15 protein-coding genes are annotated in these 14,793 nt (G+C 53.9%); 2 read left to right on the top strand and 13 right to left on the bottom strand.

Annotated elements, in window-relative coordinates:
- The first annotated feature begins 2 nt into the window (after window positions 1–2).
- Both ABIT76_01935 and ABIT76_01930 read left to right on the top strand, forming a co-directional pair.
- A complete protein-coding gene (locus tag ABIT76_01935) occupies window positions 3–1,076 on the top strand; it encodes a hypothetical protein (GenBank protein ID MEO7931896.1) in 1,074 nt (357 codons plus the stop codon).
- Window positions 1,077–1,112: 36 nt separating this feature from the next.
- Complete coding sequence (locus tag ABIT76_01930) at window positions 1,113–1,691, top strand: PEP-CTERM sorting domain-containing protein (protein MEO7931895.1); 579 nt, start codon at window positions 1,113–1,115, stop codon at window positions 1,689–1,691.
- A gap of 129 nt (window positions 1,692–1,820) precedes the next feature.
- On the opposite strand, the gene ABIT76_01925 is transcribed toward ABIT76_01930, so the two are convergent.
- From ABIT76_01925 to ABIT76_01865, 13 genes are all read right to left on the bottom strand, one after another.
- Window positions 1,821–2,927 carry a protein arginine kinase gene (locus ABIT76_01925; GenBank protein ID MEO7931894.1) on the bottom strand — a complete coding sequence of 369 codons (1,107 nt, stop codon included), beginning with the start codon at window positions 2,925–2,927 and terminating at the stop codon, window positions 1,821–1,823.
- The gene (locus ABIT76_01920; protein ID MEO7931893.1) at window positions 2,924–3,439 is read right to left on the bottom strand and encodes a UvrB/UvrC motif-containing protein; all 516 of its coding nucleotides are present in this window, start codon (window positions 3,437–3,439) and stop codon (window positions 2,924–2,926) included. The genes ABIT76_01925 and ABIT76_01920 overlap by 4 nt, the downstream gene beginning before the upstream one ends.
- Window positions 3,440–3,542: 103 nt before the next feature.
- A complete protein-coding gene (locus tag ABIT76_01915) occupies window positions 3,543–6,209 on the bottom strand; it encodes a glucosidase (GenBank protein ID MEO7931892.1) in 2,667 nt (888 codons plus the stop codon).
- 35 nt (window positions 6,210–6,244) lie between these two features.
- Window positions 6,245–8,527 (bottom strand): secretin N-terminal domain-containing protein, encoded by a 2,283-nt coding sequence (locus ABIT76_01910; GenBank protein ID MEO7931891.1) that lies wholly within the window; start codon window positions 8,525–8,527, stop codon window positions 6,245–6,247.
- On the bottom strand, window positions 8,528–9,181 hold the full coding sequence (locus ABIT76_01905; GenBank protein MEO7931890.1) for a hypothetical protein: 654 nt from the start codon (window positions 9,179–9,181) through the stop codon (window positions 8,528–8,530).
- The gene (locus ABIT76_01900; GenBank protein MEO7931889.1) at window positions 9,171–9,704 is read right to left on the bottom strand and encodes a hypothetical protein; all 534 of its coding nucleotides are present in this window, start codon (window positions 9,702–9,704) and stop codon (window positions 9,171–9,173) included. The genes ABIT76_01905 and ABIT76_01900 overlap by 11 nt, the downstream gene beginning before the upstream one ends.
- Window positions 9,688–10,941 (bottom strand): hypothetical protein, encoded by a 1,254-nt coding sequence (locus ABIT76_01895; GenBank protein MEO7931888.1) that lies wholly within the window; start codon window positions 10,939–10,941, stop codon window positions 9,688–9,690. Before ABIT76_01895 ends, ABIT76_01900 begins: the two co-directional genes overlap by 17 nt.
- A gap of 14 nt (window positions 10,942–10,955) precedes the next feature.
- Complete coding sequence (locus ABIT76_01890) at window positions 10,956–11,837, bottom strand: hypothetical protein (protein MEO7931887.1); 882 nt, start codon at window positions 11,835–11,837, stop codon at window positions 10,956–10,958.
- Window positions 11,834–12,481 carry a hypothetical protein gene (locus ABIT76_01885; protein ID MEO7931886.1) on the bottom strand — a complete coding sequence of 216 codons (648 nt, stop codon included), beginning with the start codon at window positions 12,479–12,481 and terminating at the stop codon, window positions 11,834–11,836. The genes ABIT76_01890 and ABIT76_01885 overlap by 4 nt, the downstream gene beginning before the upstream one ends.
- Window positions 12,465–12,824, bottom strand: coding sequence for a hypothetical protein (locus ABIT76_01880; GenBank protein MEO7931885.1), 360 nt, complete (start codon window positions 12,822–12,824; stop codon window positions 12,465–12,467). The genes ABIT76_01885 and ABIT76_01880 overlap by 17 nt, the downstream gene beginning before the upstream one ends.
- Window positions 12,825–12,856: 32 nt before the next feature.
- On the bottom strand, window positions 12,857–13,369 hold the full coding sequence (locus ABIT76_01875; GenBank protein MEO7931884.1) for a prepilin-type N-terminal cleavage/methylation domain-containing protein: 513 nt from the start codon (window positions 13,367–13,369) through the stop codon (window positions 12,857–12,859).
- A gap of 10 nt (window positions 13,370–13,379) precedes the next feature.
- Window positions 13,380–13,832, bottom strand: coding sequence for a type II secretion system major pseudopilin GspG (gene gspG / locus ABIT76_01870; GenBank protein ID MEO7931883.1), 453 nt, complete (start codon window positions 13,830–13,832; stop codon window positions 13,380–13,382).
- A 10-nt stretch (window positions 13,833–13,842) separates the two neighbouring features.
- Window positions 13,843–14,781 carry a hypothetical protein gene (locus tag ABIT76_01865; GenBank protein MEO7931882.1) on the bottom strand — a complete coding sequence of 313 codons (939 nt, stop codon included), beginning with the start codon at window positions 14,779–14,781 and terminating at the stop codon, window positions 13,843–13,845.
- Window positions 14,782–14,793 lie beyond the last annotated feature (12 nt).

The following is a 14,793-nucleotide window of genomic DNA, read 5'->3' as shown; positions in this document are numbered from 1 at the left end:
TTATGAACAAATCCCCCAAGTTCCTATACCTTTTTCTGGCCGCCGGACTGATGTTGTCCACAGCAGGTGCACAATCAGTCACCACAGATCCAGTGGGATTTGTTACATTAACTATTGGCGCAGGCAACGGTTCGGGTGGGCGAACGCTCACGCCTTTGTCGATTCCCCTTCTTGCTAATTCTGTCGTCTCCGGACAAGTGGCGGGCGTAATTACGTCAGTTACATCTTCTTCAATAACCAATAGCAATGCCGGTTGGACGGCGGGACAGCTTTCGGCTGTGGCAACTCCTCAATTGATCAAAATTACCAGTGGAGTTGCCAAAGGTCGGACTTTGCTAATTTCAACAGACTCTAATTCTCAAAACACCGCAAACACCGTATTCATCGATCCTGCTGATTTGGCGGGGGCTGATATTGCAGCCCTCCAGATTGCAGCAGGCGATACATATCAGATATTTGCGTGTGACACTCTTGCAATTTTATTTGGCGACCCCGGTTCCACGGGCATTGTTGGAGGTTCTAGTTTAAATACATCTGACAATGTGATTGTTGCTGTTAACGGTCAACTTTCAACATACTACTATGCCACCACAGGCTTAAATAGTCCCGGTTGGGTGCAGGCTTCGTTTGGAAATCCTGCGTCTGGAAATACCCCAATTCGTCCCGATTCTGGTGTGAATTTTAGTAGGGTAGGGAGTGCTGATATTGTGCTGACCATTCTAGGGTCAGTCCCCTCTACTAATCGTCTTATTCCCATCAAAGATGCAGGCGTAACTTATTTGGCTCAAGGCTGGCCAGTCGACGTCCTTTTAAGTGGTCTTAGTGGACTCAACCTTCAAAATTCGCCTAACTGGACATCAAATTCATCGCCAAACTCTGCGGATACTGTCACTGTCAAAACCTCAAACGGCCTACAAACATTTTTCTATGATGGGGCTAACTGGAGGGAGCAATCTTTTGGTAATCCAGTTAGCAATAACGTAGTTATCCCGGCGGGCTCAATGATCTTGATAAATCAACGTGGAATAGCCTCAGGAACATCGTTGCTAAATCAAACAATTCCATACACTCTGTAATTTAAGTTTTATTACTTGATTTCGACCTTTTGATTTATGGCAAAAATAATCCTAAGCTGTTTTGCGATTTTAGTAATTTCAATTACAAGCTTGCAAGCAATTGTAATTACAGGCTTTGGCTCAACCGGGGAGTCAGGTGCCTCCGCTTTTACTGTGGACACCAACAACACAAACTTTAATACCTCGGGCCAGACAGCTTTTACTTTGCCTGCAACTGGCACAGATTCTAATGTGCTAATTGGAACATTTACTCCCATCAACATTACAGGCAATAGCACAATTCAGTTGACCTTAGCTGTAAGTGGCACAAACCCTAATTCTGCATTTACAGTTCGACTTTATTCGTCAGATTTCAGCTTTAGAACATACAGTGGCTTCTTGAGCAGCTTTGGAAGTAGTCAGACGACCGTGGTCTTGACTCCTGGAAGTGGTACTATTACCGGGAATACGGTTGTAGCTTTTGGCTTCTTCGGGGGCGGATCGGGAAATTCTTTAAACCTAACATTTGATACGATCACAGCAGTTCCAGAACCGTCTTCTTATGTTTTGATGATTATAGGTGCTATGGTTTTGAGTAGAATTGCCTTTAAACGCAGAACGCAAGCTGAGATTTGATTATCTTCTTCGCCAGCTAAGTATAATCTTACTTGATCTTTTGGCGCGTTTCCTTATCAGTCAGTCTTGTTCGCCATTCTGACCGCCGATATTTACAGAAGCTAACGTGATGTCGAACAATTGCCTCACCTAACCGTGCTCGTCCGGCTTTTTTTTAGAGATATCCGTGCGACTTAAATTTGGCCGCGAAAAGTCTTTCAATTTTCCCCGGATGATCTCGGCTCGCAGATTATCACGCTCGTCAGCGGTTAATTTTTGCTGACTGCTTTTCTGCAAATGGGCTGGTTGCGTTTCCATGAACAGCTCATCGAGCGGCTGACAGTAGTCTGCCTCAAAAAATCCCAAGTCCACTCCGAGGCGCATGATGGATAAGAGATTCAGCGCCTCTTTGCTCGTCATGGAGTAGGCAAAAGTCAGCGTGCCATATGCGCGCCCGATTTGATCTAGCAATGTATTGGCGCGTTTCTCCACGAGAACGGCGCGGGCATTTTCCTCGTGCTCAATGATTTTTTCTATCACTTTGGTGAGGTTGCCAATGATTTCTTCCTCCTTCTGTCCGAGAGTCGTTTGGTTGCTAATCTGGAAAAGATTGCCCATGGCTTCGGTGCCTTCCCCGTAAAGTCCGCGGACGGCAAGTCCGATTTTATTCACACCCTGAACCACGCGATTGATCTGCTCGCTAAGAACGAGACCAGGGAGATGCAACATTGCCGAGGCGCGCATTCCGGTGCCAACATTGGTGGGGCAGGCGGTGAGATAACCTAGATCGCGGCTGTAAGCGAAGTCGAGCGTGGCCTCTAGTTCGGAGTCCACAGAGTCGATCATCTTGAACACATTCTTGAGCTGCAGACCGGGCCGAATCGACTGCATACGCAGGTGATCCTCCTCATTGATCATGATGGCGAGCGTCTGCTTCTTATTGATGACCACCGCGCTGCCTACGCCTTTAGCGGCATGTTCGCGGGAAATTATATGGCGCTCCACGAGCACTTGCTTTTCCAAGGCCGTGAGGTCTTGCAGTCCAATGGAAGTCGCCTCCTTCATCACGGGCAATGCTTCGACCGCAGGACGAATCATGTCCAATGTCTGCACGCGCTCCGCTTTTTTAGCCCATCCCGGAAAAGGCAGCCTGGCCAGATTGCGGGCGAGTCGCACCCGGCTCGTGATAACGATGGACTGATTGGCGCCATCGCCGGAAGGCCATTCGCCAGATTTGGAAAGGCGATTGATTTTCATGAGAGTGGCTGGTTGGCGGGAAGCTGCTCGATCTGACGAATTTCATCCCGCAGCTTCGCGGCGAGTTCGTAATCCTCATCGAGAACGGATTTTTGCAACGTCGTGCGAAGATCCGTCAGGCGATTGGTTAGCTCGACTTCACGAAACTGGCGCGCCGGAATCTTGCCTACGTGCCGCGTTCCCTTGTGCATTCCCGAGAGCAACGGTTGAAGCTGGTCGGCAAACGTCTCATAGCAGTCACTGCAACCGAGACGGCCGGTTTTCTTGAAGTCTGCCTGAGTAAACCCGCAGGTCGGGCACTGGCCTTCGGTGATTTCAGTCGTCGTGGGGACTTCAATATTTTGCGGCGCTCCCAAGCCCAGCAACAAATCGGCCAGCGCAAAACCTGTCGGATCGGTGACGCCATTTTTCTTGGAGCAAGCCTCGCACAAATTAAGCTTTTGCATTTTCCCATCGACGATTTGCGTGAGGAAAACGCTCGCTTGATTGGATTTGCAGGAGTCGCAGAGCATGGGTTTGTTTCGCCTCTGAATGGAGGATTCGCGGCCGGATAAAATCGGAGTTCCACTGCTCCCTGTCAAATGACCTTTCGCCAGAGCACGCCCTGACTCGGCTCTATTTCTGGTGATGTCGCTGCCAGATTCGGTCGGAAAGACAGCGAGTGGCGAGTGCGGTCCAACCCGTCTGATGACTGGCACCCAAGCCGCGACCGGTGTCTCCATGAAAATATTCATGGAACAGCGCATAGTCGCGGAAATGAGGATCGTGGGAAAATGGCCAGTCCGGGCCGTCGAAAGGCCGTTTGCCGGATGCATCGCGCAGAAACAGACTCCCCAGACGCGCGGAAATGTCCTTGGCGATTTCACCCAACGTCAGCTCTTTCCCAGAGCGGGTGGGATATTCGATTTTGAAGCTGTCGCCGTAGTAGCGATGGTAGCGCTCCAAGGCTTCGATGAAGAGATAGTTCACCGGAAACCAAATGGGCCCGCGCCAATTGGAATTTCCGCCGAACAAGCCCGTTGTAGATTCACCCGGATCGTAGCTCACGCTGGAGCTGCCGCCATCGAAAGCGAAGGTGTAGGGATTTTTTTGATGCCACTTCGATAGCGATCTAAGTCCGTATGGGGAGAGAAACTCGTCCTCATCGAAAACATAGGACAAGGTGCGCCGGAGGCGGTCGCGCGTGGGCATTGCGAGGAGCAGATAGTCGTGCGGCTGGGTGTTGTTCTCCAGATAACTGATACTGCCCGACAGGTCGCCACGGTTTTCCAGAAACCAACGCGCGCGCTTGGCAAACCCAGGGAGTTTGTCCAGGGTTTTGCGGTCAATGAGTTCGACCGCGAGCAACGGTATCCAGCCCACGACGGATCTCACTTTCAGCGGCTGCCGCTCGTGTTCCGACAACATCTGATCATAGTAAAAGCCGTCCTCATCGTCCCAGAGACCATTGCCCTGGGCACCGTTGATGGCGTCGCAAATGCGGATAAAGTGCTCGAAAAACTTCGACGCCATGTCCTCGTAAACTGGACGCTCCAAGGCGAGTTCGATTGCCATGGAGAGCATGCTGCCGCAGTAGAAACCCATCCAGGCGGTGCCATCGGCCTGCTGCAATTTTGCTCCATTCGGCAGTGGCTTGGATCGGTCGAAAACACCCACGTTGTCCAATCCCAGAAATCCGCCGGAGAAAACATTGTGACCCTCGTCATCCTTCCGGTTGATCCACCAGGTGAAATTCATCACGAGCTTTTGAAATGTTCGCGCGAGAAAATCCCGATCGCGCTGACCCTCCGGCGCAGAGATTTTGTAAACCCGCCAGGCGGCCCAAGCTTGGACGGGTGGATTTACATCCGAGAGATTCCACTCATAGGCGGGCAGCGCCCCATTGGGGTGCATATACCACTCGCGCAGGAAGACGAGCAGTTGCTGCTTGGCAAAATCTGGATCGATTTCAGCCATTGGGATCATGTGAAAAGCGAGATCCCAGGCCGCATACCAGGGATACTCCCATTTATCGGGCATGGAGATGATGTCGCGGTTAAAGAGGTGACGCCAGTTGTGGTTGCGCAGGAGTTTTCGGCCTTCAGGCGGCACGGGCTGAGTGGGATCCCCGTCGAGCCAGTCTTCGACCACGTAATGGTAAAATTGTTTGCTCCAGAGAAGTCCGGCGTAGCTCTGGCGCATGACGTTCGCCTCCTCGGGCGTGGCGCCGTCCCAGAAGTTGCGGCGATAAAAGGTATCGGCCTCGGCCAGACGATGACCGAATACCGTTTCGCGTTTTTCCTGGCTCGGTGCTCCATGCCAGCGCGGCTGGATCGCGAGCCGCAGGTCGATGGTCACTTCGCCTCCGGCTGGGATGACGGTTTGATACCACGCGGCGGCTTTCGTGCCTCGTTGTTTGGGCGAAACGGCACCGAGTTCGCCATTCACTACGCGTCGATGAAAGGCGTCCTTGAAATAGGATGTGTAGCTCGGGGAGTTGAAAAAAAGCGGCGAATTCGTCTCGTTTTCTGTGAAGAGCCATTCGGGTGCAACTCCCGTGTTCGACTTCGCCGCCCAGAAAGTAAAACCCTCCAGCAACTGGTGACGCGTGCGCACAATGCCGTCCTCCAACCAGAGCGACGGCTTCAAACTGCATCCGTCATGACGGCAGCCCCAGATCCAGGAATTGCGAAACCACAAAGTTGGCAGCAAATGCAGGGGAGCCGCCTCAGGCCCTCGATTGTGCGCTGTGATGCGGATGTAAATGTCATCCGGGTCATCCTTAGCGTATTCGACGAAGATATCGAAATAGCGGCTCTCATTGAAAACACCCGTGTCCTCGATTTCGTATTCCGGATCGAGCCGCGAGCGCCGGGCACTTTCAGCTACCAGTTTGTCGTAAGGAAACGCCGCCTGCGGATATTTGTAGAGCGCCTTGCAGTAGGAATGAGTCGGGGTGGAATCGAGGTAGTAATAGTGTTCCTTCACGTCCTCGCCGTGATTTCCCTGGTGGCCGGTGAGCCCGTAGAGCCGCTCCTTCAGAATGGCATCCTGCCCATTCCAAAGAGCCAGCGAAAAACACAGGCGGCATTCACGATCCGTGAATCCGAGGAGTCCATCCTCGCCCCAGCGGTAGGCGCGACTTCGGGCGTGATCATGCGGAAAGTATTCCCACGCCTCGCCGGTTTCCGAATAATCCTCGCGCACCGTGCCCCATTGCCGCTCGGACAAATATGGGCCCCAGCGCTTCCAGTTTTTTTCACGCCGCTGATCTTCTTCGAGCCGGCGGTGTTCTGGAGTCATGCGATGTTTCCTAACAGCCCAAGTCGAACGCCGAGCTATTTGCCATATCTCTGCAACCGCGCCGGAGTCGGAGTGGGGACGCCCTCAGCCATCGTGCGGCCTTCGACGCCCACCTCGCTGCGAGCTTCCTCGCCCAGACTTTCACGTTGGGCTTCGTCGTTGTTTGAGACCACATTGGGCTGGATGAAAACGAGGAGTTCGTCCCGTGTTTTGCTTTTGCTGGTGTTGCGGAAGAGCGCGCCGAGATAGGGAATGTCGCCCAAGACGGGAATCTTGCTCCGATCATCGCTGGTGGATTCGGTGACGAGCCCGCCGAGGACGACGACGTTTTTATTCGCCACAGTGACCGTGGTCCGAATTTCCTGAGTGGCAATCGTTGGCACCGTCTGACCCGCGACGGTCTGGCTGCCATTCACACTGTCGTTCACCTGTGCGATCTTCATGGTGACTTCCTGGTCGGAATTGATCTGCGGCACGATCTCGATTTTCAAAACGACATCTTCGTAATCAATATTGGAGACAACCGAGGCCGTGTTGTTGGAGTTCAGGTTGTTGTTCGTCAACGATTGCGTTGGAACAGCAATGCGCCGCCCCGAGGAGATGACGGCTTTTTCATTATTCGACGCATAGATTGCCGGACGTGAGAGGACTTTGAATCGATTGCTCGATTCCAAGGCACGCACGTAGATGCTGAGGTTGTCGGCCACGGTGCCGTAAAGGCTGAGGCCGTTAAGGGCGGGAAGTTTGCTAATCGCATTCAAAGCCGCCGGGGACGTGAAAGTCGCCGTGCTCGCGGGAGACGAGGTAATCGCGGTGCCGCCAATTCCGGAGCCTTTACCGCCGAGGAATGACTGGAGGTAGTCGATGCCAAACTGTTGGTTCCCTGTAATGCTGAGCTGGCCGATGACCGCCGAGAGATAGACCTGCTGGGGTTTGTGGTCGAGTCGCCCGAGGATGCCGCGAACTTTCTGGAGGCTTTCGGGCGGACCAATGACGAGGACTTTCCCGGCTTTGTTGTCGGCGATGATGCGAGTTTTTCCAACGATGCGGGACTCGGGTCCGATGTCAGTTTCTGGATCCTCAAGCGAGTCCTCACGAGTGAGCGATCCCGAGTTGCTATTGGAGCTGGAGCGGCTGTTGTTATTGGTGGACCGGCTCTGATTGTTCGCTGGCGTCTTGGGCTGCTGAATGGCATTGGTACCACCGGCGGCCGCGTCTTTTTCATCCTCGGTGAGGAGGTCGGCAAGCACTTGCAGAATGTCACTGGGTTTCACATAACGCAGCGAGACTTCGAGCGGCTCCGTGAGCCCGACCGAGCGGTCAAATTCCTGAATCAGGCTTTTCACATACGGGAAACTCGACGGCCGGGAAATAACTAGAATGCGATTGGTGCGGGTATCGGCCGTGAGTTGGATTTGCCCCGCCGTGAGGCTGTTCGAGGCCGATTCATCACCACCGCCAACATTATTGGCTTGGACCAACTGACCATTCGCATTCGGAGGAGGCGGAGCTCCATTATTGGCGAGAGGAGCGCTGCCCGAGGTAGAGGCATTGTTTTTCTGTGCGTCGATCATTTTGGTGATCGTTTCAGCGACCCGCTCCGCATCGGCGCGGATCAAGGGGACGAATTCAGAAATGATCCGCGCCGGAGGCACATCGATGAGTTCCTTTAACTCCAGAAGGCGGCGGATGACGGATGTGCTCTCGGTAACGATCACCGCCTGCGCATTTGGAACCGGAAATATGATCCCATATGGATGCGGCACAAATGCCTGTCCAAGTTCCTGCGCGGCTTGCAGTGCGTCGCGATATTTGAAGGTCATGAAATAGGACACGACTTGGTCACCTTCTGGCAAGGAATTGGGTGTCGTATAGATGGCCACGCCTTCGCTGCGTGGATTTTTGCCATTCTGGATACTAACAATTTTCATCTGATTCTCGCCAAAGGGAATGAGGGCGTAATTGTTCAGCAACAACGTGGCCTCGATAATGGAGATGGCCTCGCGTTTGCTGACCGGCTCCGCCACGACGATGCTCATGTTTTGGCCCGCCAGTAATGCGTCTTTAATGAGACGTTTGCCACTGAGCCGCTCGTAGTTGAGCAAGATTTGAGTCAGAGTCGTATCGGGAAAATTAACGCTAATTTTATCCTCCATGCTCGGATCGGCATTTGGATCGGTCTTCTTCACGGAAGAAATGGGAGTGGCCATCGGTTCGACATTTTCCGGCGGCACATCGCCAGAGACTTCGTTTTGCGCCGAAAGCGAGCCACTCAAAATAAGCGGGCTGAATAGAAAAGAGAGAATCAGTTTTTTCATTTAGGGAGGTGGAATGACATTGGCCTTGGGCGAGTTGGGGCGCGTTGGCTGGTTGGGCCGGTTGGCTCCTGGGAGTTGAAGCTGACGTCGACGAATAATTTGAGGGCCGCCTGGCATCGGCATCACGGGTCCAGTAGCGCGGGGGAGCACGCGAGGCTGGCTGGGATTGGGAATATTTTGGTTGTTGTTCAGGCGAGGCTGCACCACCCGAGGGGGTTGGCCCCCATTCGGCTGGTCGGGAGGCGGAGCGGGAGTCTCGTTGATGACAAAATGAAGCGTGCCAGTCGCATCACCTTTTTTAAGAACGACTTCCACTTTGGTCGGATCCAGATTATTGACGAAACTCACCACCTGTAGCCCGGCTGCATTTGGCTTGTCTGCTTCCACCAACTGCGTTTCCTGCGAATCATTGGCTACAACAGTCACTAATGGTTTGCCATCGATGGTCAGCAAACCCGCCAATGTGAGGGAGTCGGCAAAGGTGGTATTATTTACGGGTTCAGCCGCAATCACGGAAGCGACGGTGAAAGGAGATTTCTTCCAGATACGCTCATACCGCTCCGGCGCGTAGCCTTGTGGGATGATCGGTTCTGCGGCATTTGCGCAAACCAAACCCAGCAGGATAAAAGCAAAAATATGGGTTCTAGCTGCCATTGCTCGGACGGTAATATTTGGAGATCTCCAGTTCCACATTCACATTGGGTGGTTCTTTTTCACTCTTCAGCGAAAAGCTGGTGATGGCTTGAAAAAGCTCCGGGCGTTGAAGTGATGCCAGCCAGCGAGTAGTGTTTTCCAAAGAGCCGGTGATCCGCATTTTGACGGCAACGGATTGAAAGTAGGTGCTCTCGGAGACCTCACCAAAGCCCTGCTCATTGATGGCCAGGTTGAGAGTGCGGGCGGATTTTTGCAGATCCTCAAAGAACGTGGATTGAGCCGCCTCCGGTTGGGATGCCTTGGGCTGGGTCTTGTCGAGCCACGCTTTCCGGGTCAGCCATTTGTCTTTTTCATTTAGCCAAATGTTGGATTCATCGCGCTCGCCTTTGAGAGTTATGGCATCGAGCTGCAAGGCCCGGCGGTGGCGCAGCAGCGCAGAAACGCCAAAGAGATTTGCGAGCAGGAAAATGGTTCCCACCAAGCCAATGATGAGCGTTTTTTCGAGTTTAGTGAGTTGGCGCATTGGGTGGCTCTCCTTTGATCAGAAACTCGGCTTTGTCGTTCGGTAAAATGTTGGGCTTGGGCATTTCCCAATCAAAATAATTGAGCTCAGACTTACCCTTGATGGCCTCGACGAGTTTGAAAGCAGCTGCGGCGCTATTCGATTCGCCACGGATTGTGACTCGATTGTTATTTTCCTCAAAGACAGTGAAGCGAACACCATCCTCTGGCAAAAGTGAGGCGGATTGCAGTAAAACCTCTACCGGATAAATCGCGGGATTGATGGCCGCCTCGATCGCTTTCCAACGGGAATTGGTTGAACGAATGGCTTCAACTGTTGGCTGATCGGCAGCGATCTTCTTGCGTAAGCTGCGGTTGTTATAACTAAGCCAAGCCACACTCAGAATCAGCCCCAAAAGTAGCAGGCCGTAAATCCCAGCCGCACTTAAGAGGACACGTTCCAAGCGTTGACGGGTGCGTACTTTCTGCCGCTGCGTCTCGACCAGCGGTGGAGTCAGGTCTGATACGACAAGTGGCAAAAACGGCGCTTCGATAGGAGCGTGTCGGGGAGTCGTTGCAAAAATAGACGTAAGGAGTGAAGTCTCGTCATCGGTGAAATCGCCCAGAAGAGAAATACCTAACTCCGAAGTTAAAATTTCCTCCGTCTCCAACTGCAGCTTGGTGCAGAGGAGTTCAATGGCAATGCTCTCGCTCAGCACGCCTTCATGAAACGACTGGAGATGAATCAGCGAGCCAGCGCGTGAAAATGCCGCGACCAGCCGTCCAGCCTCGCGCCACAAAGTCAGTCCATCGCGGATGAGCGGCTGGAGGTCAGCGGCGATTTCAAAACGCTCCACCTGAGGTTGGCATAAACCGGCTGGGATTTGTGTTCCGAGGAGTCGGATCGCTACCAGCGTGCGGTTTTCCTCATGCAGGACTGGGACGAAAGAGAACGATTTGCCGCCTTCCTCACGAGGTATTAGGCCTTGGCGGTCCAGAAGAATCTGCACCATCTCTGGCAGCAGGCTGTCATCGTTGGTTTGCAGCCAGCGCGAGATCACCAGCACTGAATCAGCAGGCAGCGCGACGGCGAGGAGGTTCCTTTTCTCAAGATCAGGTAGGGTTTCAAAACGTCCCGCCTCACGTGGAGCACCTGGAGCCGTGGCCCAGAGTTCCCAGCCAACGTCAGCGGCGGGACGAAGCAGCAGCGTATCCGGATTTTTCCGGGAATTGCCACGTGATTTTTCTGGGGAAGCCAATGCGAGAGTAGAATTTAGAGGGGGACTTCCTGCCATTGGTAAATCACGGGGGGTTGTGCCTTGCGGTTGAAAATAACTCGAATCTGATGCTTCCGCTCATTCAAAAACGCCGTGCTCTCGGCTCGGGTTAGAAGTGTCTCGAGCGATACCTGCTGGGCGTAGGGCGCGAATTGTTTGTCCGTAAAACCGAGAGCGCCAGCGAGGAGTTTCATATCGGTATAAGGCTGGTCGTCGAGAGTGTGCTCTTTTTTGTCAGGTCCAGAGCGGGATTGCACGAAACTTTCCGCTTTCCGCTCACCAATTCCGAAGAAGGCTCGCAAAATATCGGCGGACGCGTCGTTTACGTCAATTTTTCCATTCCCCCAGATCGTAAACGCGCTCATCCAGTCCGGATGCAGTTTCTCGATTTTATCCATGCCCTCGACGTCACGCATTTGTTCGACCGAGGCAAACTCACGCTCCACTGAATAATTATCCGTCGCATCGCCGGTGCGCCCGCTCCAAAGAATAAGCTTGGCAACCACCATTCGAGCATCCGAACTGGGTGCTCCCCACGCCACAAAAAGCCGTTGCAGAATATCCTCGCGACCCTTTTGGAGAATTTGATTGATGTGCAACCGAGCCGTCTCGCTGTGCAGCACGACCTCGTAGCGGCCGCCATTCGTTCCCATGTCAGCCATCAGCAGCGGATCGCCCTCGGAAATCTGCGGGGAAAACGCCACGGCAATGCCAGATTCGGCGATTTGCCGAAGCTCGAAATTCAGATTCAGCCCCTGAGTTTCATCCAAATTGTAATGGATGTATTCGACAACTCCGAGGACGGCGACGGACATTGTAATGATCGACCAGAGGACGAGCAAAAGAGCCGAGCCGCGCTGATGCGACTTCCATTTCATTGTGATGGGCTGGGGGGAAGCATGGGGAAAACCACACGGGTTTCTTCGGGGCTGGCGGGAGATTGGATCACCAGTTCGACCATGCTGGGCCGCACGCCGCCTTCCTCCCATTCTTTGCGCCAGGTCGCGGCGCGAGGATCGAAAAAGCGCCATTCCAGCTTCTTCAGATCGCGGACTAGGACAAACCATTTCGGCTTGGGCGCCAGCTTGCTATCGTTCTCTGTGCTGTCCGCGTCGGGTTCGTGCAAAAGACAAAAAGCCAGCAATCCATTGGCCTGCGGACGCGGCGAAACCGTGGTGATTCCTGTCTCAGTCCCATTCCCCTGCCAGGAGAAAGCCAGCGGGCCGTCCTCGATTCGAAGTTCCTGCACGTAGCCGCCACCCGTGGCGGGTTTGACGGTCGAGGTGAACTGCGCGCGTCCATCCAGAGTCGCAAAAGTCTCACGGCAAATTTCGATCAGCCCATTTAATTCCTGAGTCTGACCTTGCTTGATGCTCAACTGCGCCGCCGCGCCAATCGTGCTTTCAACCAGTGTAAAAAGTACGCCGGCAAGCAGGCCCAGAATGAGCACGCCGAGAACCACCTCGATCAGGGTAAACGCAGACCGGTTTCCGCCGGCGACACGCTTAATTCTGGAAAACATATTGCATCGCCTCCCGTTGCACCTTGCGGCCGCCTTCCTGCCAATCGGCGTGAATCACCACCTGATAGAGATTGGAAACCGGATCCTTTTTTTGATTTTTCCAGTCCAGCAGGGTCACTTCGCGTGAGTAAACCACTGTGCCGGTGCCGAGTTGCAGGGTTTCTTTTCCCACAGTCAGTTTTTGCCCGATTGCCTCGGCCAGCGCGCTTTGGAGTTGCAGGCGAATTTCCGACTGGCGGCGCACGTCGGCAAAGGCATCGAGTGATTCATTTAGGGCCACTGCCAGCGATACTGCGGCCAGTGAAAAAACGATCACCGCCAGCATCACCTCTAGTAGAAGCATTCCGCTTTCCGATCTGAGCCGCGAAAGTTGCATCACTGGAAGAGGAAACTTTCGTCCTCAGTTTGAGCGGTGAGCGGATTGAAACTGAACTCGAGAAAATCCTGATCGCGCACGAAGTGCACGGTGATCGGTTCGCACAAACCAGTCGGCAGAAAGCGCCAGCGCGCGTCGGCCTTGGCGGCAAATTGGGTCTCGTCCCAGCGCTTGACGGAATAAGTGATATTTTTCGGCAAGGTGTAGGAATCGATCTCTGCGTGGTCCGTTTCGGGCGCAATCTTCGCACGGCTGGTGGAGTCCTCTAGAACGGCATCGCGCAGGACGTAGCGGTTATTTTCCAGCAAAATCTCCACCGTTTTCTGTTGCGTGACCGCGCGGCGGCGGGCGGTGAGCGCGAACTTTTTCAATTCACTGGCTGGTTCGCGCAACTGGCTTTCGCGTCCCATGCCCGTGGCAAAGGGGAGTCCGATTCCAATTACCAGCACGACGATGAACATCGCGAGCGCGACCTCAATCAGCGTGAACGCCCGCTGGCGTTTCCCAAACACCGTCCTTTGATTACTTGGGATCACTCCAATTGCCGATGTCATCGGCGCTCTCCTTTTTATCGGGGCCTAGAGAATAGACATCGTAGCTGGTGGTGTTGTGGACACCGGGATTACGATATTGGAAAGGCTGGCCCCAAGGGTCCATCGGGAGTTCCTTAAGGAGTTGCATCCAGCCGCGGGGCTTGGGCTGGCCGCTCGGCATGGTGACCAGTGCCTCCAGGCCCTGCTCGGTTGAAGGCGCGTTCAGGTTCGACATTTCGTAGCGTTTGAGGCTGGTCGTGATCGATTGAATGCCAGTGCGGGCAGTGATGGTTTTTGCGTCGTCGAGGTTGCCGGAAATGTTGTAAATGACGGCACCCATGAGGATGGCAATGATGGAGAGAACGAGAATGATCTCGATCAAAGTGAAGCCCGAGCGGCGTCCGGTGATTCGAGTCGGAGTGAAATGAAGCGGGGAGTGCATGACTGGTTGGTTATTGGGGGTATTGCAGTTGAACGTCGAAATCTTTTAGGGCCAGTGCCGGGAGTTCTTTACCAGCCTCGAAGTAGAAATGATTCTCTCCCACTGTTAGCAGAGCCGCCTCGACTAGCAAGCTGGCCTCGCGCCAGCCGGTGTAGCTGAGACCTCCTTCTTGCGTCTCGAAAAGCCCCGGATCACTCAAGTCTGGAACGACCACGGAGACCTCGCCGGCGGGTTTGTTATTCACCCAGAGCGTGAGCTTGGTGCCGAGCGGAAGACCGGAAACTTTCGTATGCACACGGACAAATTTTGGCAATTCGGGCAGCTCGGCGACAAATTGCACTCCGCGCTCGATCCGCACTGGCGCGGTGATGATCGGAGCGGTGACCACCTCGCCCTGCCAGAAATCGTTGCGCGGAGTCGCGGGTAGGCCGTCAATCTCGTCATCGTGCAACCATTCACCGCTGCGTCCGAGAAGTCCGCCCGGAAAATAGGACTCGTCCAAGTAGGCCGACTGCTGGCGGTTCCATTGCCAGTAAATGCGGTCCACGCCGAGTTGAGTTTCACTCGACTGAAAAGTGAGCAGACCCTTGGCCACCATCGTCCCGCGCTTGATCACCAGCGTGCGGCGGTTCGCCATGCCAATTCCCTCGGCCAAGTTCTCGGTCAGCATCTCCTTATTAAATCCATCGTCCCAATAAACCCGCAAAAAGCCGCCGGGTTGCTCATTAAAAAAAACTGTCACAATCAAATCATCCTCAGCCTTGGGCGGATTGATCGGAAAACTGACCGTGGCATGTTTCGCCGGTGTGGCCATGGGCGGACCATCCATCCACTGCGGGAGCTGGGCGGATTCCGCGCCATTCAGGTTTTGCAGAAAAGTGGCGCCGGCTTGAGACGTCGCTGCGAAAGCTAGAAGCGCGGCAAGAACGTGGAGAACTGAAAGTCGCATTGGAGGGAGGGG

The sequence above is a fragment of the Chthoniobacterales bacterium genome, assembly GCA_039930045.1.
Lineage (GTDB): Bacteria > Verrucomicrobiota > Verrucomicrobiia > Chthoniobacterales > DASVRZ01 > DASVRZ01.
Note: the sequence above shows the minus strand (reverse complement) of the source record. Positions and strands in the feature narration are given on the sequence as shown.